This window comes from Pseudoalteromonas sp. Z9A5 (assembly GCF_011378875.1).
Lineage (GTDB): Bacteria > Pseudomonadota > Gammaproteobacteria > Enterobacterales > Alteromonadaceae > Pseudoalteromonas.
This window is the reverse complement of record NZ_WTLC01000026.1, coordinates 16,937-41,427: the sequence shown is the minus strand read 5'-3', so window position 1 is coordinate 41,427 and position 24,491 is coordinate 16,937. Positions and strand designations below refer to the sequence as shown.

At 37.9% G+C, this 24,491-nt stretch carries 24 protein-coding genes; 15 read left to right on the top strand and 9 right to left on the bottom strand.

Annotated elements, in window-relative coordinates; all coding sequences use genetic code 11:
• The first annotated feature begins 49 nt into the window (after positions 1–49).
• A complete protein-coding gene (gene tusA, locus GQR56_RS13830; RefSeq protein WP_138584853.1) occupies positions 50–289 on the top strand; it encodes a sulfurtransferase TusA in 240 nt (79 codons plus the stop codon).
• 62 nt (positions 290–351) lie between these two features.
• Here tusA and GQR56_RS13825 read toward each other — a convergent pair whose 3' ends face one another.
• From GQR56_RS13825 to dnaA, 8 genes are all read right to left on the bottom strand, one after another.
• Positions 352–876 carry a transposase gene (locus tag GQR56_RS13825; protein ID WP_166112455.1) on the bottom strand — a complete coding sequence of 175 codons (525 nt, stop codon included), beginning with the start codon at positions 874–876 and terminating at the stop codon, positions 352–354.
• Positions 877–1,188: 312 nt separating this feature from the next.
• Complete coding sequence (locus GQR56_RS13820; RefSeq protein ID WP_166112452.1) at positions 1,189–1,638, bottom strand: hypothetical protein; 450 nt, start codon at positions 1,636–1,638, stop codon at positions 1,189–1,191.
• Positions 1,639–1,712: 74 nt separating this feature from the next.
• Positions 1,713–3,782 carry a glycine--tRNA ligase subunit beta gene (gene glyS / locus GQR56_RS13815; RefSeq protein WP_024609611.1) on the bottom strand — a complete coding sequence of 690 codons (2,070 nt, stop codon included), beginning with the start codon at positions 3,780–3,782 and terminating at the stop codon, positions 1,713–1,715.
• A gap of 2 nt (positions 3,783–3,784) precedes the next feature.
• The gene (glyQ, locus tag GQR56_RS13810) at positions 3,785–4,687 is read right to left on the bottom strand and encodes a glycine--tRNA ligase subunit alpha (RefSeq protein WP_024609610.1); all 903 of its coding nucleotides are present in this window, start codon (positions 4,685–4,687) and stop codon (positions 3,785–3,787) included.
• A gap of 142 nt (positions 4,688–4,829) precedes the next feature.
• Positions 4,830–7,256, bottom strand: a complete 2,427-nt coding sequence (gyrB, locus tag GQR56_RS13805; protein ID WP_166112449.1) for a DNA topoisomerase (ATP-hydrolyzing) subunit B — start codon at positions 7,254–7,256, stop codon at positions 4,830–4,832.
• Positions 7,257–7,268: 12 nt separating this feature from the next.
• The gene (gene recF / locus GQR56_RS13800; RefSeq protein ID WP_024609853.1) at positions 7,269–8,363 is read right to left on the bottom strand and encodes a DNA replication/repair protein RecF; all 1,095 of its coding nucleotides are present in this window, start codon (positions 8,361–8,363) and stop codon (positions 7,269–7,271) included.
• Between the two features lie 15 nt (positions 8,364–8,378).
• Positions 8,379–9,482 (bottom strand): DNA polymerase III subunit beta, encoded by a 1,104-nt coding sequence (gene dnaN / locus GQR56_RS13795; protein WP_024609854.1) that lies wholly within the window; start codon positions 9,480–9,482, stop codon positions 8,379–8,381.
• Positions 9,483–9,495: 13 nt separating this feature from the next.
• Positions 9,496–10,884, bottom strand: a complete 1,389-nt coding sequence (dnaA, locus tag GQR56_RS13790; RefSeq protein WP_166112446.1) for a chromosomal replication initiator protein DnaA — start codon at positions 10,882–10,884, stop codon at positions 9,496–9,498.
• Positions 10,885–11,401: 517 nt separating this feature from the next.
• On the opposite strand from dnaA, the gene rpmH reads away from it, so the two are divergent.
• The 5 genes from rpmH (at position 11,402) to mnmE (ending at position 15,517) form a co-directional block, all read left to right on the top strand.
• Positions 11,402–11,536 carry a 50S ribosomal protein L34 gene (rpmH, locus tag GQR56_RS13785; RefSeq protein WP_004335215.1) on the top strand — a complete coding sequence of 45 codons (135 nt, stop codon included), beginning with the start codon at positions 11,402–11,404 and terminating at the stop codon, positions 11,534–11,536.
• Between the two features lie 7 nt (positions 11,537–11,543).
• The gene (gene rnpA, locus GQR56_RS13780; protein ID WP_024609856.1) at positions 11,544–11,969 is read left to right on the top strand and encodes a ribonuclease P protein component; all 426 of its coding nucleotides are present in this window, start codon (positions 11,544–11,546) and stop codon (positions 11,967–11,969) included.
• Between the two features lie 126 nt (positions 11,970–12,095).
• Complete coding sequence (gene yidD, locus GQR56_RS13775; protein WP_024609857.1) at positions 12,096–12,371, top strand: membrane protein insertion efficiency factor YidD; 276 nt, start codon at positions 12,096–12,098, stop codon at positions 12,369–12,371.
• Positions 12,372–12,379: 8 nt separating this feature from the next.
• On the top strand, positions 12,380–14,017 hold the full coding sequence (gene yidC, locus GQR56_RS13770; RefSeq protein ID WP_024609858.1) for a membrane protein insertase YidC: 1,638 nt from the start codon (positions 12,380–12,382) through the stop codon (positions 14,015–14,017).
• Positions 14,018–14,152: 135 nt separating this feature from the next.
• Complete coding sequence (gene mnmE / locus GQR56_RS13765) at positions 14,153–15,517, top strand: tRNA uridine-5-carboxymethylaminomethyl(34) synthesis GTPase MnmE (RefSeq protein WP_166112443.1); 1,365 nt, start codon at positions 14,153–14,155, stop codon at positions 15,515–15,517.
• A 51-nt stretch (positions 15,518–15,568) separates the two neighbouring features.
• On the opposite strand, the gene GQR56_RS13760 is transcribed toward mnmE, so the two are convergent.
• Positions 15,569–16,144, bottom strand: coding sequence for a hypothetical protein (locus tag GQR56_RS13760; RefSeq protein WP_166112440.1), 576 nt, complete (start codon positions 16,142–16,144; stop codon positions 15,569–15,571).
• A 992-nt stretch (positions 16,145–17,136) separates the two neighbouring features.
• Between GQR56_RS13760 and mioC the strand changes: the two genes are divergently transcribed.
• From mioC to atpF, 9 genes are all read left to right on the top strand, one after another.
• Positions 17,137–17,586 carry an FMN-binding protein MioC gene (gene mioC, locus GQR56_RS13755; RefSeq protein WP_024611299.1) on the top strand — a complete coding sequence of 150 codons (450 nt, stop codon included), beginning with the start codon at positions 17,137–17,139 and terminating at the stop codon, positions 17,584–17,586.
• A gap of 428 nt (positions 17,587–18,014) precedes the next feature.
• A complete protein-coding gene (mnmG, locus tag GQR56_RS13750) occupies positions 18,015–19,904 on the top strand; it encodes a tRNA uridine-5-carboxymethylaminomethyl(34) synthesis enzyme MnmG (RefSeq protein ID WP_166112437.1) in 1,890 nt (629 codons plus the stop codon).
• Positions 19,905–19,919: 15 nt separating this feature from the next.
• Complete coding sequence (rsmG, locus tag GQR56_RS13745; protein WP_024611297.1) at positions 19,920–20,540, top strand: 16S rRNA (guanine(527)-N(7))-methyltransferase RsmG; 621 nt, start codon at positions 19,920–19,922, stop codon at positions 20,538–20,540.
• Positions 20,541–20,554: 14 nt separating this feature from the next.
• Complete coding sequence (locus tag GQR56_RS13740; RefSeq protein WP_024611296.1) at positions 20,555–21,340, top strand: ParA family protein; 786 nt, start codon at positions 20,555–20,557, stop codon at positions 21,338–21,340.
• Between the two features lie 20 nt (positions 21,341–21,360).
• Positions 21,361–22,284, top strand: a complete 924-nt coding sequence (locus GQR56_RS13735; protein ID WP_166112434.1) for a ParB/RepB/Spo0J family partition protein — start codon at positions 21,361–21,363, stop codon at positions 22,282–22,284.
• Between the two features lie 142 nt (positions 22,285–22,426).
• A complete protein-coding gene (locus GQR56_RS13730; RefSeq protein WP_024611294.1) occupies positions 22,427–22,807 on the top strand; it encodes an ATP synthase subunit I in 381 nt (126 codons plus the stop codon).
• Between the two features lie 15 nt (positions 22,808–22,822).
• Complete coding sequence (gene atpB, locus GQR56_RS13725) at positions 22,823–23,680, top strand: F0F1 ATP synthase subunit A (protein ID WP_166112431.1); 858 nt, start codon at positions 22,823–22,825, stop codon at positions 23,678–23,680.
• 61 nt (positions 23,681–23,741) lie between these two features.
• Positions 23,742–23,975: a F0F1 ATP synthase subunit C gene (gene atpE, locus GQR56_RS13720; RefSeq protein ID WP_004335261.1), complete on the top strand. Its 234-nt coding sequence runs from the start codon at positions 23,742–23,744 to the stop codon at positions 23,973–23,975.
• Positions 23,976–24,016: 41 nt separating this feature from the next.
• Positions 24,017–24,487: a F0F1 ATP synthase subunit B gene (gene atpF, locus GQR56_RS13715; protein WP_024611292.1), complete on the top strand. Its 471-nt coding sequence runs from the start codon at positions 24,017–24,019 to the stop codon at positions 24,485–24,487.
• Positions 24,488–24,491 lie beyond the last annotated feature (4 nt).

Sequence of the window (24,491 nt, the reverse complement as noted above, 5' to 3'; positions counted from 1 at the left end):
AAGCACTCGCGTACGCAGCAATCACTTTAATTAAACAGGTCAATTTATTATGAGCTTTGATAATCCCGATCACCAATTAGATGCCATAGGCCTTCGCTGTCCAGAGCCAGTAATGATGGTACGTGCTGCTATTCGTAAAATGAGTGATGGTGAAACGTTATTAATAACTGCAGATGACCCATCAACAACTCGCGACATTCCGAGCTTTTGTACGTTTATGGATCACACGCTGGTGGCTAAAGATGCAGCAGAAGCACCGTATAGGTATGTGGTAAAGAAAGGTTTATAAACTGATATAGGTTGGGTTGAGTTTTACGAAACCCAACGTATCTTATAATAATCGAAATAATTTCAATCATCGTATATATCGTTTAACTTATTATCACTCCCCCAGTTACTCGGTAATTTTGAATCTTTGACATATCGATGAAAACTCGAAAAAGACCAATTACTGACTTTAGAAACATATTTATGTTTTACAGGGTTGTAGTGGATATAATTAATATGGTTATTTAAGTCTTCTTCATCTCTAATTTTATGCTCCCAATAACGACGCTGCCAAATCCCGCGCTCTCCCTTCGCTATTCGACTTTTATTACAAAATTCTGTTGCTGGAAGCTCTCGAGAAAAGCCTGATTTTATAAGCCGCCAACGCATTGCGTAATTATTATCGCCTTTTGGTAATTGCCAAATAACATGAAGGTGATCGGGCATGATAACGATTGCAATCGTCTTTATTGGATGCTTTTTTGCCACCTTTGAATATACGCGACGTAATAAATCTATATTTTCCACGAGTAAATACTGAGATCTATCTTCTAAATTTACCGTAAAAAAATAACATGCGCCCGCCTCTAACATACGTTTATAACGCATATTTTTACCTATAAAACAAACAGATAAATAAGAGTATAGATTAGTTTTGTTAATTATAATCAAGGCAAGTTTAAGTCAAACTTATCCACGTTATTGTTGCATACTTATAAAGCTTGTTTCTGGCGTAGGTTGGGTTGAGTTTTACGAAACCCAACGTATTTAATAACCACCAAAATAGTTTTATTCGCCACACATGTTGGGTTTCGCTTCACTCTACCTACGAAATCCCTTTAGTGTTAATACTGAATAAACACAACAACGTCCTTGTCACAAATCGATTAATTCACTCGGGCAGCTTTAAAAATACAGCTATCACTTCTTCGTTATTGTAACTTGTGGTCTGTCGTAGTCGCTGTAATCAATGCTTACTATGTACGTGCCTTTTATTGCTGGCGTATAACTAAAGTAGTTATAAATAGTATTACAGTCTGCGATAGCTGGCTGGCCGAGTGTTAGTTTTTGCCCTGCTGGTTGTGCGTCGCTATAGCCACAGTTGTAACCCTCGCTAAAATCGGCATCCGCTATTTTAAATTCATATACTTTACCAGGGCTAGAAAATTTAACTTGTGCTTGATAAAGCGCAGGACCAACTGATGAGAACTGATACTGAGGCTCTGCATCCCACAGTGTAAAATCGCCACGTAGGTAAATTGTGCGATCGAGTTCTTGTTGTGGCAATACATCGTTAATCGAAATTTGGCTAGTACATGCTGTAAGTAAACCGGCAATTGCTAAAGTTAAAATTCGTTTCATGGAGATCATCAAATGGTGTCCTTTGCATACAGTGAAAACTAAAAAGCCAGCAAAACGCTGGCTTTTAAAATTACTAATCGGTGTTATTTTTGTAAAACAGAAATATCTGCAATACCTAAAAACAATCCGCTTAGCTGGCTTAAAAGCGCAAGACGATTTTGCTTAACAGCTTCATCGTCGGCCATAACCATTACGTTGTCAAAAAAGTTATCAACACTTTCACGAATACCCGCCAATTGACTTAATGCTTCTTGGTAGTTTCCATCTGCGTAAAGTGGTGCAAGGTCAGTCGCAAATTTTGCTACTTGTGATGCAAGTACTTTTTCAGCGTCGTCGCTTAATAAGCTCTCATCAACATTACCTTGGCTGGTGATGTCGTTTTTAGCCAGAATATTGCCTACACGCTTATTAGCTGCTGCAAGCGCTTCTGCTGCGTCTAATGTGCGGAAGTGACTCACGGCTTTAACGCGGCGATCAAAATCAACAGGTTTAGTCGGACGACGTGCAAGCACAGCTTGAATTACGTCTACTTCAATTCCTTCGTCTTGATACCAAGCACGAAAGCGCCCTAGCATAAATTCAAATACGTCAGTTGATACATTTAAGTTAGTTAGCTTGTCGCCAAACAATGTTTGTGATTTAGCTACTAGGTCTAAAATATCAAGTGGCAGCTCTTTTTCTACCATGATACGAAGTGCACCAATGGCAGCACGACGAAGAGCAAATGGGTCTTTGTCACCTTTAGGTGCTTGACCTATACCAAAAATACCCACCAGCGTGTCAAACTTATCAGCAATCGCTACTGCGCAGCTAATTAAGTTTGTAGGTAAGTTATCGCCTGAAAAGCGTGGCATGTACTGCTCGTTTTGCGCTACGGCTACATCTTCGGCTTCACCATCGTGGCGAGCGTAATGCATTCCCATTACACCTTGCACATCGGTAAATTCCATTACCATTTCAGTCATTAAGTCTGTTTTACTTAATAAGCCTGCACGCTGCGCTAACACTTTATCAGCACCTAATTGCTCAGCAATGTAACCCGCAAGTTCACTAATACGCTCAGACTTATCTTTAAGCGTACCAAGTTGCTTTTGGAACAATACGCTATCAAGTGACTCTAGTCGGCTTTCTAGGGTTTTCTTTTTATCGGTCTCAAAGAAAAATTGTGCATCGGCTAAACGCGGGCGTACTACTTTTTCGTTACCAGAAATAACCACACTTGGATCTTTACTCTCGATGTTAGATACAAACAAAAACTTATTTAAAAGTTTGCCGTTTTGATCTAATAACGGAAAGTATTTTTGATCGTCTTTCATGGTGTAAATTAACGCTTCGGCTGGTACATCTAAAAATGCTTCTTCAAATGTTGCCGTTAAAGTAACTGGCCACTCTACAAGTGATGTTACTTCTTCTAGTAAATCTTCATCCATAGCAACAACAGCGTTAACTGCTTTTGCAGCGTCTTCTATTTGCGTACGAATTTGTGCTTTACGTTGTTCGTAATCAGCAATAACGTAAGCAGATTTAAGTACGTCAAAAACGTCATCTGCATGGTTAATGCTAATTTTTTCTGGGTGATGAAAACGATGACCTTGAAGCTGGTTAGTTATTTGCTTACCAAGAATTTCGCCTTCAAGTAATTCGTCACCAAATAAAATAGTTACCGTATGCACTGGTCGAATAAATTGTGTTTTATTCGCGCCCCAACGCATTGGTTTAGGTATTGGCAATTTAGCTAGCGCTTTAGTAATTGCACCTGTCATTAACGCTTTGGTTTCTTGCCCTGCTACTTTAGCAATGTGCAATAACCATGCGCCTTTGTCAGTTTCGAGTGTTTGTGCATCTTTTACTTCAATACCACAACCACGTGCCCAACCCATTGCTGCCTTTGTTGGGTTACCGTCACCGTCAAATGCTGCTTTAGTTGCTGGACCGCGTTTTTCAACTTCTTTGTCTTGTTGCTTAGCTTCAAGCGCTTTTACTTGTAAACCTAAACGACGAGGCGATGCATACCAGCTTACGCCTTGATGTGCTAACTCTAGTGTTTCTAGCTCTGCAGTTAGGTTTGCAGCAAAAGCTTCTGCTAATTTACGCAGTGCTTTTGGAGGCAACTCTTCTGTGCCAATTTCTACTAATAAATTTTGTGCTGACATACTTACTTATCCTTACACAGCGGGAAACCAAGCGCTTCGCGTTTGTCATAGTAACTTTGTGCACACGCTTTTGATAACGCACGAACGCGTAAAATATAACGTTGACGTTCGGTTACCGATATTGCGTGGCGTGCGTCTAGCAAGTTAAATGCATGCGATGCTTTCATTACTTGCTCGTAAGCCGGTAGTGGTAAGTTTGCTTCAATTAACTTTTGGCTCTCTGCTTCACATTTATCAAACTGAGCAAATAAATCATCTACGTTTGCGTGTTCAAAGTTATAAGTAGATTGCTCTACTTCATTTTGATGGAACACGTCGCCGTATGTTACGCGCCCTAGTGGACCGTCTGCCCATACTAAGTCGTAAATACTATCTACGCCCTGAATGTACATTGCTAAACGTTCTAGACCGTAAGTAATCTCACCCGTTACTGGTGAACACTCAATACCGCCAACTTGCTGAAAGTAGGTAAACTGCGTTATTTCCATGCCGTTTAACCAAATTTCCCAACCTAAACCCCACGCACCTAACGTAGGTGATTCCCAGTTGTCTTCTACAAAGCGAACTTCGTGAGTTAGCGTATCGATACCCATAGCCGCTAAAGAGCCTAAATAAAGCTCTTGGATGTTATCTGGCGATGGCTTTAAAACTACCTGAAATTGGTAATAGTGTTGTAAGCGATTTGGATTTTCACCGTAGCGACCATCGGTAGGACGACGACACGGTTGCACGTATGCACTCGCCATTGGCTCTGGACCAATAGACTTTAAAAATGTTTGCGGGTGAAATGTCCCTGCGCCCACTTCCATATCAAGTGGTTGAATAATGACACAGCCTTGCTGTGCCCAATAATCCTGTAAAGCCAGGATCAAACCTTGAAAGGTTTTTACGTCATATTTTTGCATATTTGGCTTTTTACTATCTGAGAAGTAGCGTGAAAATTACCCTTAGTATACCTTGTGCACACTCAGGTTTTAAGCAGTTTGTGTAATTGAAGAAAATAAAAAAGGAGCCATTAGGCTCCTTTTCTGATCTAAGTATTACTTTTTAAACGTCTAGGTTAACTACACGTAATGCGTTAGTTTCAATAAACTCACGACGAGGCTCTACTTGATCCCCCATTAAGGTCGCAAATAATTGATCCGCGCCTACAGCATCTTCAATCGTTACTTGTAACATACGACGTGCATCCGGATCCATTGTCGTTTCCCAAAGCTGGCTTGGGTTCATTTCACCCAGTCCTTTATAACGTTGAATATATAGACCACGTTTAGACTCAGCGATCAACCATTCTAAAGCATCCACAAAGTTATCAACAGGAAGTGTTTTCTCTCCACGTTGAATATAAGCGCCTTCAGTAATGATATTTGCAATGTTAACACCAGTTGCAGCAATACGTTGGTAATCACGTGATGCAATAAAGTCATAACTAAGTACATGTGATTTATCTACACCGTGCTGACGGATATTCACAACTGGGTAGTATAAGTTACGCTCTGTATCATGCTGTGTTTCAGCTTTAAAAATAGTCGCATCTTCATCACGAGCAACTAAGTCATCTACTAATTCTTTAGTCCAAGCAATTACTTTAGCTTCATCTGAAAGGTCTTCTTTTTTCAGCTCGCTTTGGTAAATTAAACGCTCCATTACCGTATTAGGGTATTTACGTTTTAAACGCTCGATTACTTTAACTGTGTTTTGGTAATCGTGTACTATTTTCTCTAACGCTTCACCTTCAACAGCTGACGCATCAGTACTTGTGTACAATGCTGCATTATTAAGTGCAAGCGATGTTAGGTATTCAACAAGCGCTGGGTCATCTTTAATATAGCGCTCTTGTTTACCCTTTTTCACTTTATAAAGTGGTGGTTGAGCAATATAAATATATCCACGCTCAACAATTTCAGGCATTTGGCGATAGAAGAACGTTAGTAGTAATGTACGAATATGAGAACCATCCACGTCCGCATCGGTCATGATGATGATACGATGATAGCGTAGTTTTTCAGGATTATATTCGTCACGCCCAATACCACAACCTAATGCCGTAATTAGCGTTGCTACCTCTTGCGAAGATAACATTTTATCAAAACGTGCTTTTTCTACGTTTAATATTTTACCTTTAAGCGGAAGTATTGCTTGGTTTTTACGGTTACGTCCCTGCTTGGCTGATCCGCCAGCAGAGTCTCCTTCCACTATGTATAGTTCAGATTGTGCAGGATCTTTTTCTTGGCAATCAGCTAACTTACCAGGTAAACCTGCTAAGTCCATTGCGCCTTTACGACGTGTCATTTCGCGGGCTTTACGCGCTGCTTCACGTGCACGTGAGGCATCAATGATCTTACCAACAACAATTTTTGCATCACTTGGGTTTTCTAATAAAAACTCAGTGAATTTTTCAGCCATTGCTTGTTCAACTGCAGATTTAACTTCACTTGAAACTAGCTTGTCTTTTGTTTGTGATGAAAACTTAGGATCTGGAACTTTAACACTAACAACAGCAGTCAAACCTTCACGAGCATCATCACCGGTGGCGTTGCTGGTTGTTTTAGCTTTTTTGTTAAAGCCTTCTTTTTCCATATAGTTATTAAGTGTACGTGTTAGCGCAGATCTAAAACCGGCTAAGTGAGTACCACCATCACGTTGTGGAATATTATTTGTAAAACAGTAAATATTTTCTTGGTATGCATCATTCCACTGCATTGATACTTCAACACTTATACCATCTTCTTCACGTTCATGAGTAAAGTGGAATACACCTTTATGAATAGGTGTTTTATTACGGTTTAAGTACTCAACGAAAGCTTGTATTCCGCCTTCGTATTTAAAGTGATCCGATTTATTTTCTTCACGTTCATCATTTAATATGATGCTCACGCCAGAGTTTAGGAATGAAAGCTCACGTAAACGTTTAGCTAAAATTTCGTAATGGAAATCTAAGTTTGTAAATGTTTGATCGCTCGGCCAAAAACGTAATTCGGTACCTGTTGTTTCAGAGTCACCAATCACAGCTAATGGAGCGTCAGGAACACCCATTGTATAAAATTGCTCATGAAGTTTACCTTCACGGCGAACTGTTAGTTTTAACTTTTCAGAAAGTGCATTTACTACCGAAACACCAACACCGTGTAAGCCACCAGATACTTTGTAAGAGTTGTCATCAAATTTACCACCGGCATGAAGTACCGTCATAATAACTTCGGCTGCTGATACGCCTTCTTCTTCATGGATAGAAGTTGGGATACCACGACCGTTATCTCTTACCGAGACAGAACCATCTAAGTGAATAGTTACATAGATATCATCACAATAACCAGCTAAAGCTTCATCGATAGAGTTATCAACTACCTCAAACACCATATGGTGTAAGCCTGTGCCATCATCGGTGTCCCCAATATACATTCCAGGACGCTTTCTTACTGCGTCTAATCCTTTAAGTACTTTAATACTCGACGAGTCATAATTCTCAGACATGGTTAATCCCACTTATCTTGTTATTAGGTTGCCATGTTTCACGTGGAACATTTGTAGTTCTCGCTGCATGGGTTCCACCACAGCAGAAATACTTTCAGACAAAATTGAAGAGATAAAAATTTGAGAACTGCAGTGAGCAAGTAATTGACCCACTTTCTCTTTTGTATCTTCGCCTAACTCTGAAGGTAGATCATCTATTAGCAATATTGATTGCTTATCTGTTTCTGACTCAATTAAGCTATTCTGCGTTACTTTTAACGCATAAAGCAAAAGCTTTAATTGACCGCGTGAAAATGTATTCTCTACGCTGTTGCCAAAAACACTAAAACTAAAATCGGCCTTATGTGGACCTTTACTTGTAAACCCTTGGCGAGCATCTCGCTCAAAGTTTTGCTCTAATGCATCAGCAAGAGATTCACTCTCTTTCCAACCTGCATTAAAGGTCATTTCTAAATCGCGTATAAGCGTTAATTCTGCACACATTTTATCAAAAAACTGCTGCTTAAACCTACTTATATACGCCATTCTTAATTTATTTATTTGTTCAGCTAGTCTAACAAATTCTTTGTCCCAAAACCTAATTTGGTCAAAATAATTCTTAGGCTTAGTTTTTAATAATGCGTTGCGTTGTTTTAACACTTTATTAAACGATTGCCACAAGAAAAAAAACTCATGTTCCACGTGGAACAAACCTAAATCTAAAAACTTTCTACGTTCTTTTGGTCCACCAAAAAACAATGAATAACTCTCTGGTGTAATAATTTGGACCGGCATGAGTTGAGCGAGTTCTGATATTTTACGGCTTGCCTTACCCTGTATTTTTAAATTGGTTTCACCCGTTTGGGTTTTACTTATACCAATAGGAATAGATAAGTCATGTAGTGCTTTTCTGCCATGTATAACAAACTGCTCTTGCTGATGCTGTATGATACTTTTATGTTTTGGTGTTCTAAAAGATTTGCCGTGAGAAAGGAAATAAATAGCTTCTAAAAGGCTAGTTTTACCACTGCCGTTTTCACCATAAATTATGTTAACGCCATTTACTGGTTCTAGCGTCAATGCCTCAATATTACGAAAATATTTGAGGCTCAAATGACTTAAGCTCATTGTGTATTTATAGTCTTATAAACGCATAGGCATAACAACATACATTGCTTCTTCATCACCCGCACCTTCAATTAGTGCACTGCTGTTTGAATCAGCTAATGTAAATAGTACATCTTCGGTTTTTAATGTATTTAACACATCAAGTACATAAGATACGTTAAAACCTATTTCTAGGTCAGCGCCTTCGTAACTTACTTCAACAACCTCTTCAGCTTGTTCTTGCTCTGGGTTATTGGCTGTAATTTTTAATAAACCATTTGATAAGTTTAAACGAACACCACGAAATTTTTCATTAGATAAAATAGACACACGTTGAAACGCATTGCGTAACCATTCGCGGTTAGCCGTAATTACCTTATCGCCACCACGGGGTAATACTCGACGATAATCAGGAAATCGTCCATCTACCAATTTACTAGTAAACGTAAATTCGAGATCGATAATACGAATATGGTTAGCACCAAACTGAATTGTAACTAGTTCATCGTCTGCGACCATAAGGCGCATAATTTCTTGCACACCTTTACGCGGAATAATTAGCTGGCGCTGCGTATTAAGCGATTGTGTTAATTGCTTTTGTGCAATAGCTAAACGATGCCCATCAGTAGCAACAGTTTTTATATCAGTATTATCTACTTCAAACGACATGCCGTTTAAGTAATAACGAACATCCTGATTTGCCATTGAAAAATGAGTGCTTTCGAGTAATTTACGTAACTCTAAGCGGGTAAGTTGAAATTCAACCTCTCCATCCCATTCTTCTAAATTAGGAAAATCATCAGCTGATAAAGTTGTTAAAGAAAAACGACTTTTACCACTGGTTAAAAGTAATTGATGTTCTTGTAAGCTCAAAGTAAGGTCTGAACCGTCTGGTAGACTTTTACAAATATCGAGTAATTTTTTAGCGGGTAACGTTAGTTTTGTATCGGCAACATTATCACCTACAAATACGCCAGAAACGAGTTCAATTTCAAGGTCGGTCCCTGTCATTGAAAGTTGTCCGTTTTCTACCACTAACAATACGTTAGATAAAATTGGCAATGTGTGTTTGCGCTCAATCGCACCCGACACTTGCACTAATGGCTTTAAAAATTGTTGTCTTGATATTGTTATTTGCATAATAAAGTCAGCCCTAAGATGACAATGTTCTTATTAAGTTTTGGTAATCTTCTTTTATTTCGTGGCTCTCATCACGTAGTGATTTAATTTTACGACACGCATGTAATACAGTGGTATGGTCTCGACCTCCAAACGCATCACCAATCTCAGGTAAGCTGTGATTAGTTAGCTCTTTAGACAATGCCATAGCTACTTGACGAGGTCTTGCTATAGAGCGACTGCGACGCTTTGATAAGAGATCTGATATACGAATTCGGTAATACTCAGCAACCGTACGCTGAATGTTATCTATGGTAACCAGTTTATCCTGCAAGGCAAGTAAATCGCGTAGTGCTTCTTTTACAAAATCAATAGAAATTGGACGACCCGTAAAATTAGCATTAGCAATCACACGATTAAGTGCACCTTCTAATTCACGTACGTTTGAGCGTAATTTTTTGGCAATAAAAAAAGCAACTTCATGCGGTAAATTAATTTTACTTTGCTGGGCTTTTTTCATCAAAATTGCAACGCGTGTTTCAAGCTCTGGCGGCTCAATCGCAATTGTTAAACCCCAACCGAATCGTGATTTAAGGCGATCTTCAACCCCTTCAATCTCTTTTGGATAACGGTCAGAAGTTAAAATAATTTGTTGGTTACCTTCAAGTAATGCATTAAAGGTATGAAAAAACTCTTCTTGTGAGCGTTCTTTATTAGCAAAAAATTGGATGTCATCGATCATCAATGCATCAACACTTCTGTAATAACGCTTAAATTCTTCAATTGCGTTATTTTGTAGTGCTTTTACCATATCTTGCACAAAGCGCTCAGAGTGCATATAAACAATTTTAGCATCTGGCTTGTTAGCCAATATACCGTTGCCTACTGCATGTAATAAGTGAGTTTTACCTAAACCAGTTCCACCATATATAAAGACAGGGTTAAAAGCCGAACCAGGATTGTCAGCTATTTGTGTAGCAGCAGCTTTAGCTAATTGGTTTGACTTACCTTCTACAAAGCTATCAAAAGTATAATTTTCTTTTATATTAGATTTGTAATTTGATTTAGGCGCAGGTTCAACAACTGGTTTTGGTTGACGTAATTGCTGTTTTGCTGACGTTTGCGCACCAGGTGTAGATTGTGCATCAATAGCAGGTGCAACTTGGGCATTAACCAAGGGCTTACTGCCCACATCAAAACGTAACTCAGGGGCTTCAACACCACAAATTTCGACTAAAAGTTCGTTAATTCTATTTAAATACTTTTCTCTCACCCAATCAAGCACAAAGCGATTAGGTGCGTAAATCGTCAAGGTATCTTCGGTACTTTCTGCTTGAAGTGGTCTTACCCACATACTGAACTGCTGCGAAGGCAATTCATCTTGCAATACATATAAACAACTTTGCCAAACCGACAGATACACAGTTAAACTCCCAGAGATATAATTTTTATTCCCGCACATCATTAATGATTAAAAATCATCCATTTATTGCGTTAAAATGGTCTAATAAGCGACCCAAGGCCGAGTATTATGAAGATACTTTATCCACAAGTAAAAGATTGATTTTTATTAAATTGTTGATATCGATGTATAAATATATTAACAGACTGATTTAAAACAGCTTTTATTTAAAAGCTTGATGACAGATCATAACAAAAACAGACTAAGATCGCGAACCAAATTTACGATCCATTTTACTTTTCCCCTGCTTTTATTCACTTTTTATACAAGGGCTGTGGAAAACTCTTTATTAATGATGATCCTAGAGGATCATCCTTTATGATCTACATTAACTATATAATAAACACTAAGTGTGTAGTGTAATTATGATTGACTTTAATGTGTTTCTTCTATAATATCTCGCGCTCGCAATGGCACCTATGCCAGGATCGCGACCTGCGTAGGATGTTTTAACTTTAACCGATCGGATGAGATTGTTATGAAAAGAACTTTTCAACCTAGCGTTTTAAAACGCAAACGTGCACACGGCTTCCGTGCTCGCATGGCAACTGTAAATGGCCGTAAAGTATTAGCACGTCGCCGCGCTAAAGGCCGCAAAGTTCTTTCTGCTTAATATATAAGTGGAAGACTTTAGCTTTGGCAGGGAGTTACGTCTGTTAACTCCCTCGCATTACTCTCGTATATTTAATGAACCCGCTCGGGCTGCAACTCCTTTCTTTACTCTATTAGCTAAACCAAATGACCAAGATAAACCTAGGTTAGGTCTTACTGTTGCTAAAAAACGTGTAAAAAAGGCATGCCAACGAAACCGTATTAAACGTCTTGCTCGCGAAAGTTTTCGTTTAAATCAACACAATATAGATAATATCGATATTGTGCTTATGGTAAAAAATGGTATCGATGATCAGTCTAATGAAGAATTAACCAAGCAACTTACTAAGTTATGGCGAAAAATTAACGAACGCTGTAAGCCAGGCGCTCCTAAACCGCCACCTTTTAAGAAACGCCCAAACAAATCAGCTAAATCCAATAAACAAACCCAATAGCAATAGAATTGCAGGGTTAATTAATGTATCTTTAGCTCACCTTTTAATCATGCATTTAAAATTTCTAATTGAGTCTTTAAATACATGATATCTATCTCACTAAACTTAAGTAGGGGCATAAACATCATGAGGTTACTTAAACCACTTGTTGCTTTACCGAGGTTTTGTTTAGTGTTATTTATCCGCGGTTATCAAAAGTGGATTAGCCCGCTGTTAGGTCCGCATTGTCGTTTTAATCCAAGCTGCTCACATTATGCAATTCAAGCAATTAATTTGCATGGATTTATAAAAGGTAGTTGGTTAGCTTTAAAACGCATATTAAAATGCCATCCTTTACATTCAGGTGGAAATGACCCCGTCCCTGAAAAATTAACCCATATTAACCACCAACACGAGAAATAAGAGCTGTTATGGAATCGCAACGCACGTTTTTATTAATTGGCCTAATGCTAGTGTCGTTTTTATTATTCCAAGAATGGGATAATGATTACAACAAGCCTAAAGTCGATCCAAGTGCCACAACACAAACACTACAAGCAAATTCACCAGAGTCGGATGATTATATCCCTTCATCGTCAGATTCTGATTTACCCGCTTCAGCAACTTTAGCTAAGCGCTCAGTGATTGAAATTACAACTGACGTTTTTAAAGTTAAAATTGACACCAAAGGCGGTGACATTGTTGAAACAGACTTACTTCAATACGAAGATACTAAAGGTAGTGATACACCTTATATGCTTCTTGGTGAGATTGATGGTAGTAAGCAATACTTTTCACAAAGTGGCTTAATTGGTTTAAATGGCCCTGATGCATCAGCTAACGGTCGCCCTACTTACAAAACAGAACAAAAGTCATATACCTTAACGGGTGATGAGCTTCGCGTTCCGCTTCAGTTTACTGATAGCAACGGTGTTAACTTTACAAAAACATATGTATTCAAAAAAGGTCAATATGATGTTGGCTTAGAATACAAAGTTAACAACACCACCAGCGCACCACTTCAAGTACAGCTATACACGCAAATTAAGCGTACTGTACAAGAAAAAGGCAGCATGGTTGATCAAAACTATTTAGGCGCTGCATACGGTACTGACGAAGAACCATACGAAAAGTATAGTTTTTCTGATATGGCTGATAAAAACTTAAACAAGAGTACTCAAGGTGGTTATGTTGCATTTATACAGCATTACTTTGTAAGTGCTTGGGTTCCAATGCAGGATCAATCAAATACACTTTATAGCTTAATTACAAAAAGTAATGCCGCTATTATTGGTGCTAAAGATCCCGCTGTAAATATTCAAGCTGGTAGTGAGCAAACACTAACTGCTATTTACTATATGGGTCCAAAAGAGTCTGATATTCTTGAAGCTATTCATCCAGACCTAGACTTAACTGTAGATTACGGTTGGTTATGGTTTATTTCGCAACCTTTATTTGTATTGCTAAAATGGCTACACAGCATTTTAGGTAATTGGGGTGTAGCAATTATTGCCATCACTATTATCGTAAAATCGTTAATGTATCCACTTACAAAAGCGCAATACACCTCAATGGCTAAAATGCGTGCCCTACAGCCTAAAATGGCAGCTCTTAAAGAAAAGTTTGGTGATGACCGTCAAAAGTTCGGCCAAGCAACTATGGAAATGTACAAAAAAGAAAAAGTTAACCCTATGGGTGGTTGCTTCCCTATTTTGTTACAAATGCCAATTTTCTTAGCCTTGTTCTATGTATTCTTAGAATCGACAGAACTTCGCCATGCTGAATTTATTTTTTGGTTAAATGACCTTTCTGCACAAGACCCGTACTACGTATTACCAATCTTATTTGGTGCGAGTATGTTTGTGACTCAAAAACTACAACCTATGACGGTTACTGATCCAATGCAGCAAAAAATGATGACCTTTATGCCGGTTATCTTCTCTGTATTCTTCTTATGGTTCCCATCTGGTTTAGTTCTTTACTGGTTAGTGTCTAACCTTATTTCTATTGTCCAGATGTTGATCATCTACCGTGGCATGGAAAAGAAAGGAATTAAAGTAAGAGGCTAACTAAGCTCCTACTTATATAAAGGCGACTTCGGTCGCCTTTTTTATTGCTTGTTTTTCACCACAGCTATTCGCTACAAATAAATCCATAGGTTACAATACCGCCATAAAGTTACTTATCGTTGGCAAATTAATAGCATGATAAATCAAGATACAATTGCAGCACAAGCAACTGCCCCCGGACGTGGTGGTGTTGGTATTATTCGCGTTTCAGGCAGCCTTGCTAAAAGTGTCGCCGAAAAAGTAGTCGGTAAAATTCCTAAAGTTCGCTACGCCGATTACGTGCCATTTAAAAGCCTAGCTGGCGAGCAACTTGACCAAGGTATTGCAATTTACTTTGCCGGGCCTAACTCATTTACAGGCGAAGATGTACTTGAGCTACAAGGTCATGGTGGTCCTGTAGTACTTGATATGCTACTTAAAGAAATTAGTAAAATCGAGGGCGTTCGTTTAGCAAAACCAGGTGAGTTTTCTGAGCGCGCATTTATGAACGACAAGCTTGATTTAACTCAAGCTGAAGCCATCGCCGACTTAATTAATGCTACCAGTGAGCAAGCCGCTAAAAGCGCCCTGCAATCGCTACAAGGTGAATTTTCTAAGCACATAGAAACACTCGTAGAAAAAGTAATTCATTTACGCATGTACGTAGAAGCGGCCATTGATTTTCCTGATGAAGAAATTGATTTTTTATCAGATGGTAAAGTGTCAGGCGACTTAGACGCCATTATTACTCAGCTTAATACCGTAACCAATCAAGCCAAGCAAGGCAGCATCATGCGCGAAGGTATGCGTGTTGTTATTGCAGGTCGCCCTAATGCGGGTAAATCAAGCCTACTTAACGCTCTAGCTGGGCGTGAAGCCGCTATTGTAACAGAAATAGCAGGTACTACTCGCGACGTACTACGAGAACATATACATATAGATGGTATGCCACTGCATATTATAGATACAGCAGGTCTTCGTGAAAGCCCTGATCGCGTAGAACAAATAGGTATTGAGCGTGCATGGGATGAAATAAACCAAGCAGATCGCGTTTTATTTATGCTTGATGGCACGGACACTGTAGATACAGACCCACACAAAATTTGGCCTGAATTTATGGCAAAATTACCAGAAGGTATGGGCGTTACTGTCATCAGAAATAAAGCCGATTTATCGGGTGATATAGTGGGCATGGAGCAAGAACAACAATACCCGGTTATCAGCTTAAGTGCTAAAAATGCTGACGGTATTGAACTTGTACGCGAGCATTTAAAAGCCTGTATAGGCTTTCAAGGCGCAACAGAAGGTGGCTTTATGGCGCGCCGTCGTCATTTAGATGCACTAGAGAGTGCTGCGTATCATTTAGAAACAGGTAAAACACAATTAGAAATGCACATTGCTGGTGAAATACTCGCTGAAGAACTACGTTTAACACAGCAGTATTTAAACGAAATAACCGGTGAATTTACCTCAGACGACTTACTTGGCAAAATATTTAGCTCGTTTTGTATTGGTAAATAACTAGAAAACATGTAAATCTAAAGGGGGGATTAACCCCCCTTAATCAAATACTTAATAATACTCAGATAAGTAAAGAGATAACTCTTTATAAAACGCTTCTAAGTTAGGTTCACCTTTTCCATTTTGCTGTAATAGCCATTTTTTAACTTTAAAACTAACTACAGCACCTTGCTTGATACAAAACCGCTCGTCATAAACATAAAAGTCTAACGATCTACCCCAGGAGTAAGAATGACAGTTAATAAATCCTTTATTCTCATAATAATTAGCCACTGCAATATTAGAAATGATCCCAGTAGGTACGCCTATACATGTGCAAAATAAAACGGTTTTTACGATTAAACCAACTATCTTTTTATCTGGGCGTCGATTAATTAAGCCATGAGCAAACATATAGGTAACTATGAGCAAAAGCGGAATAAAACAAAGAAAACCAAAAGCACTTCCTTTTTGTTTTAAAAAATAGATTTCGCCCATACTCACACCATTTATGGTGTCGACTAATTTTAAAGCTTCATCAAAAAAACTATATATTAAAAAAAGTAAAATCCAAATTAAAGAAATATAACAAATAATTTTTTTTAATAAACTATCTTCAGGTTTGAGAACCGCCTCATAAAACTTCAAAAATGTCTCCAAAGTTTAAAATTTTAAATATATTATTTAGCTTTTAAGCACTTCACCTAGTTGCTTTTGTGATGATATAAGAGCTTTTAAACTAATATTTTTAGTAAACTGCTTTCTTTATTGATTAAAAAACAGTTCATTTCATCAATTAAAACCGTGTGTTTTATGCTTTTTTTAGCCTAATAATGCATAAATATCTGAGTATTTGTCACTTTGTTTATCTGTGTAAAAGCATAAATTAACCTAAATTTTGGATAATAAACAACTTATCTACGAAACAAAAAAAGAGTTTTTGAGCTGTATTTTTATTCTAATTGGACAAATACAAAGTTTAATTTAGCGTATCTAGGAAAAATATAGCAATATTTGAAATCGAAAATAACACTTACAAAGTCGTTTTTTTCAATTCACTTACTAAAATACATAAAAATAAGTGATCTAAATATGCATTAAATTAAAAATATCTCGATCACTTATCCACAATTGCTAATTTTTAGCTAAAATAAATGACAAAATTAGGTAACTAGGTCATAAAAAGCTCACGATCAATATTAATTGATCTGTTTATCAGCCTATTTTAAATTAATTTCATTAGATCTACCTTTTTAGATCATTTAATAAAATTATTTTGGATCTAAATTTAGAGTTATCAACAAGCTTTATATCCACATTATGATCAACAGGTGATTAAAAATAAAATACTATCATCCCTTGCACTTTCCTATCTATAAAATCAATAACTTAGAAATAAAAAAGCAATTAAATGATCAACTTAAGCAAAGCTTTCCCCAACCTTATCAACAAGTTGATCAGAAGATTACATTTAAATATAAATTGTTAACCTCAATTTAATCAATAACTTAAATAGCTTTATATGCGTTAGTATAAATTTACAGCAAAATTAGTTATACAAAAAAGCAGTCTTAACTTTACTGTTATGCTCACTCAGTTATCATATGCGTTAATTAAAACTAATGTGATCACTAATATTCATGAGTTCAGTAAATATTATCGTTGGTAGTCAAATGGGATCAGCCGAGTATGTTGCAGAGCAACTAAGTGACGAGCTAAATAATCAAGGTATTGATACACAACTACATGATCAACCAGTGTTTAGTGATATTGATCAACACAATACGATTTGGTTAATTTGTACCTCTACTTATGGCGCAGGTGATTATCCTGAGAACCTCATTAACTTTGTTGATGATTTAGCTCAAACTGATGATTTATCTAATTTAAAATATTCAGTCATTGCCTTAGGTGATACCAGTTATGACACTTATAACCTTGCTGGGCGCAATATAGATGCGTTATTAACAGATAAAAAAGCAATAAGAGTAGCAGAACGGTTAGAGCTTAATATTACTGATGAAGCGCTTCCAGAAGACACTGCTTTAGCTTGGTTAGACTCTTGGATAGCTAAAACAGGTTTAAAATAGAGAGATCAAGCTAAAAAACATTAATAAAGTTACCCACAATTTACTAATAATTTAATAAGTTTTGTGGATAACTAATGTTTAAACTGTTTTTTAAAGCATGCTTATCCATGGGATAAGATCCGGCTGATGTAGGCCTGTGCATAAAGTGCCTTTTTGATCAGAGCTTATTCGCCTGATGATCCGATCATATTAACACCTTTAGATCTGATCTAATTTCATGTTTTAAATAAAGATCTAAACCTTATCAACAGAAAAGTCGATCAGTAGTAGTAATAGTAATAAAAGATCTCTTTAAAAGATCCTTTATATTATTAGAGATCACCCACTTAGATCTTGAGCACTGTTTAATCATTTATCTTCTGCTAATTTCTAGGTAGAATACGCTCCCCTTTGAAGTTTACTGGTTTGATTTAAGTAGGATCCCATAAATGATTTTTCACGAAAATTTTGACGTTATCGTAGTCGGTGGTGGACATGCTGGCACTGAAGCCGCATTAGCAGCTGCTCGTATGGGAATGAATACCCTGCTGCTAACTCACAATATGGATACCCTTGGTCAGATGTCTTGTAACCCAGCAATTGGTGGCATTGGCAAAGGTCATTTGGTTAAAGAAATTGATGCGCTAGGCGGTGCAATGGCACAGGCCATTGATAAAGGCGGGATCCAATTTCGTACGTTAAATTCTTCTAAAGGACCAGCTGTTCGTGCAACTCGAGCACAGGCTGATCGCGCTTTGTACAAAGCGGCTATTCAAACAACGTTACAAAACCAAGAAAACTTAAAGATTTTTCAACAATCGTGTGATGATCTTATTGTTGAAAACGATCGTGTTACAGGCGTAGTTACTCAGATGGGTTTACGTTTTAGTGCCCCAAGCGTAGTTTTGACTGTAGGTACTTTTTTAGGTGGTTTAATTCATATTGGATTAGAAAACTACAAAGGTGGTCGTGCAGGAGATCCTCCTTCGATTGCCTTAGCTGATCGCTTACGTGAACATCCGTTTAGAGTAGATCGTTTAAAAACGGGTACTCCACCACGTATTGATGCACGTACTGTTGATTTTACTAAAATGGAAGCACAACCAGGTGATACACCTACTCCTGTATTTTCATTTATGGGTAAGCAAGCTGATCACCCACAACAAATACCGTGTTACATCACTTACACAAACGAAAAAACACACGATGTTATTCGTAAAAATTTACATCGCTCACCTATGTACTCGGGTGTAATTGAAGGTATTGGTCCACGTTACTGCCCTTCAATTGAAGATAAGATTGTTCGTTTTGCTGATAAAGATAAACATCAAATTTTTGTTGAACCAGAAGGTTTAACATCATACGAATTATATCCGAATGGTATTTCTACTAGTTTACCATTTGACGTACAACTTGAAATTGTGCAGTCGATTACTGGTTTTGAAAATGCACATATTTGTCGACCTGGTTATGCAATTGAATATGATTACTTTGACCCACGTGATTTAAAACAGTCTTTAGAAACTAAATTTATTGAAGGCTTATTTTTTGCTGGTCAAATTAATGGTACTACCGGTTATGAAGAAGCTGGTGCGCAGGGCTTAATTGCAGGCATGAATGCAGCGTTGAAAGTACAAGGTAAAGATTCTTGGACACCACGTCGTGATGAAGCTTATGTTGGCGTATTAATCGACGACTTAGCAACACTGGGTACAAAAGAACCTTACCGCATGTTTACTAGTCGTGCTGAATACCGTTTATTACTTCGTGAAGATAATGCTGATATTCGTTTAACTGAAAAAGGTCGTGAATTAGGTCTTGTTAATGACGAACGCTGGCAGGCATTTAACGAAAAAATGGAAGTGATCGAAAAAGAGAAACAACGTGTTAAAGATACGTGGATCCATAAAGATCACCCTGTTATTGATCAAGTAAATGCATTACTAAAAACGCCGTTGACACGTGAAGCAAGTTTAGAAGAGCTCCTTCGTAGACCAGAGATCCGTTACAACGATCTTATGGCTATTGAAGGGCTTGGATCTGAATTTACAAATAAAGCAGCATTAGAGCAAGTTGAGATCCATACTAAGTACGCTGGTTATATTGCGCGCCAACAAGATGAAATCAATAAACAGCTTCGTCATGAAGAGACTATTTTACCTAAAGAGTTTGATTATAAAACCGTATCTGGGTTGTCAAATGAGGTAGTTGCCAAGCTTATTGAGTCTCGTCCTGACACTATTGGTCAAGCATCGCGTATTTCTGGTATCACCCCAGCGGCTATTTCGCTATTATTAGTGTATCTGAAGAAGCAAGGCTTGTTGCGCAAATCTGCGTAACGGTAAGGGTACATAGTGTTAAAGCAACAATTAACTACATTGTTAGCGCAAACTGATATTGCGCTAACAGAAAAACAACAGCAGCAGCTGGTTCGTTACGTCGAGTTATTAGATAAATGGAACAAAGCTTATAATTTAACCTCAGTACGCTTACCTGAAGAAATGATGATCAAGCATATTATGGATAGTTTAGTTGTTGCACCTCATTTACCCGGTCATCATTATATTGATGTTGGTACGGGTCCTGGCTTACCAGGCATTGTATTAGCTATTGCATTACCTGATACGCATTTTGTGCTATTAGATAGTTTAGGCAAACGTGTTCGATTTTTAATGCACGTGAAACATGAGCTTGGGCTTGATAACGTTACCCCTGTGCAGTCAAGAGTTGAAGAATATCAACCAAGTGTTAAATTAGACGGCGTACTAAGTCGTGCATTTGCCTCTTTGCAAGACATGGTAAAATGGTGTTCACACTTAATTGATAATTCAGGTAAATTTATAGCCCTCAAAGGTATATTCCCTAGTGAAGAGCTAGAGTCGCTACCTGAAGGCATTAAGTTTGAGAAAAAAATTGCATTAGAAGTACCTAAATTAGATGCACAACGACATTTAATTATTCTTTCTAAAGACTAGGGATCAGAGACACTGTGGCAAAAGTCATCGCATTAGCAAATCAAAAAGGCGGAGTGGGTAAAACTACAACTGCTGTTAACCTCGCTGCGTCTATGGCTGCAACGAAACGTAAAGTGCTGTTAATTGATCTAGACCCGCAAGGTAATGCAACTATGGGTAGCGGCGTAGATAAGTATGGCGATGTGCCAACTATTTATGACTTACTTATTGAAGATAAGCCTATCGAAGACGTTATTATTAAAGAGACATCAGGTGAATACCACATGATAGCTGCAAACGGTGATGTAACCGCTGCAGAAGTTAAATTGATGGAGTTATTTGCCCGTGAAGTACGTCTTCGCAATGCGCTCGAAAAAATTCAGGACCAGTACGAATTTATTTTTATTGACTGCCCACCTTCTCTAAATATGTTAACTGTAAATGCAATGGCTGCTGCTGATTCTATTTTAGTGCCAATGCAATGCGAATATTATGCATTAGAAGGGTTAACTGCATTAATGGATACGATTACACAACTTGCTAGATTAGTTAATCCTAAATTACAAATCGAAGGCATACTTCGTACTATGTACGATCCGCGTAATCGATTAGCAAATGATGTGTCAGAACAACTAAAACAACATTTTGGTGATAAAGTATACCGTACTGTAATCCCACGTAATGTACGTTTAGCGGAAGCCCCAAGTTTTGGTACTCCTGCTATGTACTATGACCGGGCATCAAGTGGCGCTAAAGCTTATTTAGCACTTGCTGGCGAAATGTTACGCAGAAAAGAAAAAACAGCGTCCGTTGTCGCCTAACTTTGAGGTAAAAAAATAACATGTCTGCTAAAAAACGAGGTCTAGGCCGAGGACTCGATGCGCTTTTAAGTTCGTCAAAACCTGCACCAAGCGTAAGCAAGGAACAAGACACATCAAACGTGACTGATGCTATGCAAAAAGCTGCAGCTAATAATAGTGAATTGCAAAAGCTTCCTATCGAGTTTTTACATTCGGGTAAATACCAGCCTCGTAAAGATATGTCTGAAGAGGCGCTTGAAGAACTAGCAAGCTCTATTCGCTCTCAAGGTATTATTCAGCCAATAGTTGTTCGCCCAGTGGCACACAATAGTTTTGAAATTATTGCTGGTGAACGTCGTTGGCGTGCAGCGCAAATAGCTAAGCTTGATACTGTACCGTGTATTATTAAAGACGTGCCAGATGAAGCCGCTGTTGCAATTGCATTAATTGAAAATATTCAACGTGAAGATTTAAATGCAATGGAAGAAGCCGTTGCACTTAATCGTTTACTTATAGAATTTGAGCTAACACATCAGCAAGTAGCCGATGCGGTAGGTAAATCACGAACAACGGTGACTAATTTACTACGGTTAAATAATTTAAATAGTGATGTAAAAATTTTGTTAGAACATGGTGACATCGAAATGGGCCATGCTCGTTGTTTATTGGCTCTTGAAGGTGAGGCACAATCAGATGCGGCTCGTTTAGCTGTTGCTAAAGCACTTACTGTTCGTGAAACCGAAAAGCTAGTTCGCTCAATTCTAGAACCTATGCCAGCGAAAGAAATAACAGAAAAAGACCCAGATGTTAAACAGTTAGAGCAACAACTAGCTGAAAACTTAGGTGCCAAAGTAGAAATAAATTACAATAAAAAAGGCAAAGGTAAGCTTGTTATTTCTTATACCAATTTAGACGAACTTGACGGCATTTTAAACCGCATTAATCAAGACAATACCCACCATTAGTTTTATACATGTCTAAAAAGAGACATTTGTAACTATTTCGTGTTACAAAACGTCTACTCAAGTTGCAAAACTGGCAGGATTAAGTATAATTTCGCCAGTTTTCACACCCTAACAATTAGAACGCAATAAAGGTTAACTAACCGTGACTAATAAGTTAGCGAGTCCATATAGACTTGCCGTATTAAAGTTAATTTGCCTTCAGGGTGTTGTAGCATTAATTGCTGCTGTAATTATTTTTTTAAGTTCGGGAGTCAATGCCGCACTTTCATCACTTGCTGGTGGAGTTGTTGCAGTACTTCCACACTTTGTATTTGCGCTCTATGCATTCAGATATATGGGTGCTAGTCGAGCAAATCAAGCGTATGCCTCGTTAAAGCGCGGCAACGGATTAAAATTTATGCTAACAATCATATTGTTTGCGCTGGTTCTAAAGTCGTTTCCGGTAATATTATTACCTTTTTTTAGTACTTATATACTTGCGCTATTTACTGGATTGTTTGCACCCGTTTTTTTTAAACATTAACTTTTGGGATATAACATGGCAGCAGAAGAAGTTACTCTATCTGGCCATATCCAGCACCATTTGACCAATGCTAAGATGTGCTCGACCGATACAGGTCTTGCCTTCAATAAAGCATGTACGGACAGTGGATTCTGGACATGGCATATAGATACCCTCGCATGGTCTATCGGTTTAGGTCTTATATTTTTATGGATCTTTCGTAGTGCCGCTAAAAAATCAACACTAGGTGTACCTGGAAAATTTCAATGCTTCATTGAAATAATCGTAGAATTTGTTGGCGACAACGTACGCGATACTTTCCATGGTAAAAGCAAGCTTATTGCACCATTAGCCTTAACGATTTTCGTTTGGGTGTTCTTAATGAACTTAATGGATTTAATACCAGTTGATTTCCTTCCAGCATTTGCAGGTTTTGTTGGTGAAACAGCATTTGGTATGGATTCACACGATGTGTACATGAAAATTGTACCAACGACTGACATTAATATGACTTCAGCGCTAGCGCTGGGTGTATTTATATTAATGGTTGGCTTTTCAATCAAAATAAAGGGCATTGGCGGGTTTATTAAAGAGTTAACTCTTCATCCGTTTAGCTCAAATAATATGCTGGTTCAAATTCTTTTGATACCATTTAACTTATTACTTGAACTGATAGCACTCGTTTCTAAACCGTTTTCATTAGCATTACGTTTGTTTGGTAACTTATATGCAGGTGAGTTGATTTTCATCTTGATCGGCGCTATCGGATTTCTGCAATTACCATTGCATTTTGTGTGGGGAGTATTCCACATATTAGTTATTACACTACAAGCATTCTTATTTATGATGCTGACAATTGTATACCTAAGCATGGCAAGCTCAGATAATCACTAATTTTTAGATTTACAATTTTACTTTTACTTTTAACTTTACAATTGAAACTTTGGAGAAAAAAATGGAACTAGTATTAGGTCTTAAATACATCGCAGTAGCTTTACTAATCGGCTTTGGTGCAATCGGCACAGCAATTGGTTTTGGTAACATGGGCGGTAAATTCCTTGAAGCATGTGCGCGTCAACCTGAGCTTGCACCTTCGCTACAAGTTAAGATGTTTATTCTTGCTGGTCTAATCGATGCTGTAGCAATGATTGGTGTTGGTATCGCTATGGTATTGTTGTTCGTACTTTAATTTTATTTTTTGAACAGCTTACTATTTAAGGAGGAGCGGTTGTGAATTTAAACGCCACTCTTATCGGTGAATTGATTGCGTTTACGGTGTTCGTATTATTTTGTATGAAATACGTATGGCCACCACTAAACGGTGCAATTGAAGCTCGCCAGAAAAAAATCGAAGATGGTTTAGCTGCCTCTGATAGAGCCGAAAAAGACTTAGAACTTGCGCAAAAGAAAGCTGCTGAACAGCTTAAAGATGCAAAAGCTCAAGCGGCTGATATCATTGATCAAGCTAAAAAACGTGCAGTGCTAATTGTTGACGAAGAAACACTTCGTGGTCAACAAGAGCGTGAAAATATCATTGCTCAAGGGCACTCTGAAATTGAGTCTGAACGTAATCGTGTAACAGAAGAGCTACGTAAGCAAGTAGCAACTCTAGCAGTGATTGGCGCAGAACGTATTTTAGAGCGTGAAATTAATCAAGCCGCACATAGTGACATCGTTGAAAAACTTGTCGCTGAGCTGTAATTAG

Excerpts from the sequence above, each read along its gene's own strand:
- tusA (WP_138584853.1), top strand. The coding sequence starts at position 50 with ATGAGCTTTGATAATCCCGATCACCAATTAGATGCCATAGGCCTTCGC.
- GQR56_RS13825 (WP_166112455.1), bottom strand. The coding sequence starts at position 876 with ATGCGTTATAAACGTATGTTAGAGGCGGGCGCATGTTATTTTTTTACG.
- GQR56_RS13820 (WP_166112452.1), bottom strand. The coding sequence starts at position 1,638 with ATGATCTCCATGAAACGAATTTTAACTTTAGCAATTGCCGGTTTACTT.
- glyS (WP_024609611.1), bottom strand. The coding sequence starts at position 3,782 with ATGTCAGCACAAAATTTATTAGTAGAAATTGGCACAGAAGAGTTGCCT.
- glyQ (WP_024609610.1), bottom strand. The coding sequence starts at position 4,687 with ATGCAAAAATATGACGTAAAAACCTTTCAAGGTTTGATCCTGGCTTTA.
- gyrB (WP_166112449.1), bottom strand. The coding sequence starts at position 7,256 with ATGTCTGAGAATTATGACTCGTCGAGTATTAAAGTACTTAAAGGATTA.
- recF (WP_024609853.1), bottom strand. The coding sequence starts at position 8,363 with ATGAGCTTAAGTCATTTGAGCCTCAAATATTTTCGTAATATTGAGGCA.
- dnaN (WP_024609854.1), bottom strand. The coding sequence starts at position 9,482 with ATGCAAATAACAATATCAAGACAACAATTTTTAAAGCCATTAGTGCAA.
- rpmH (WP_004335215.1), top strand. The coding sequence starts at position 11,402 with ATGAAAAGAACTTTTCAACCTAGCGTTTTAAAACGCAAACGTGCACAC.
- yidD (WP_024609857.1), top strand. The coding sequence starts at position 12,096 with ATGAGGTTACTTAAACCACTTGTTGCTTTACCGAGGTTTTGTTTAGTG.
- yidC (WP_024609858.1), top strand. The coding sequence starts at position 12,380 with ATGGAATCGCAACGCACGTTTTTATTAATTGGCCTAATGCTAGTGTCG.
- mnmE (WP_166112443.1), top strand. The coding sequence starts at position 14,153 with ATGATAAATCAAGATACAATTGCAGCACAAGCAACTGCCCCCGGACGT.
- mioC (WP_024611299.1), top strand. The coding sequence starts at position 17,137 with ATGAGTTCAGTAAATATTATCGTTGGTAGTCAAATGGGATCAGCCGAG.
- mnmG (WP_166112437.1), top strand. The coding sequence starts at position 18,015 with ATGATTTTTCACGAAAATTTTGACGTTATCGTAGTCGGTGGTGGACAT.
- GQR56_RS13735 (WP_166112434.1), top strand. The coding sequence starts at position 21,361 with ATGTCTGCTAAAAAACGAGGTCTAGGCCGAGGACTCGATGCGCTTTTA.
- atpB (WP_166112431.1), top strand. The coding sequence starts at position 22,823 with ATGGCAGCAGAAGAAGTTACTCTATCTGGCCATATCCAGCACCATTTG.
- atpE (WP_004335261.1), top strand. The coding sequence starts at position 23,742 with ATGGAACTAGTATTAGGTCTTAAATACATCGCAGTAGCTTTACTAATC.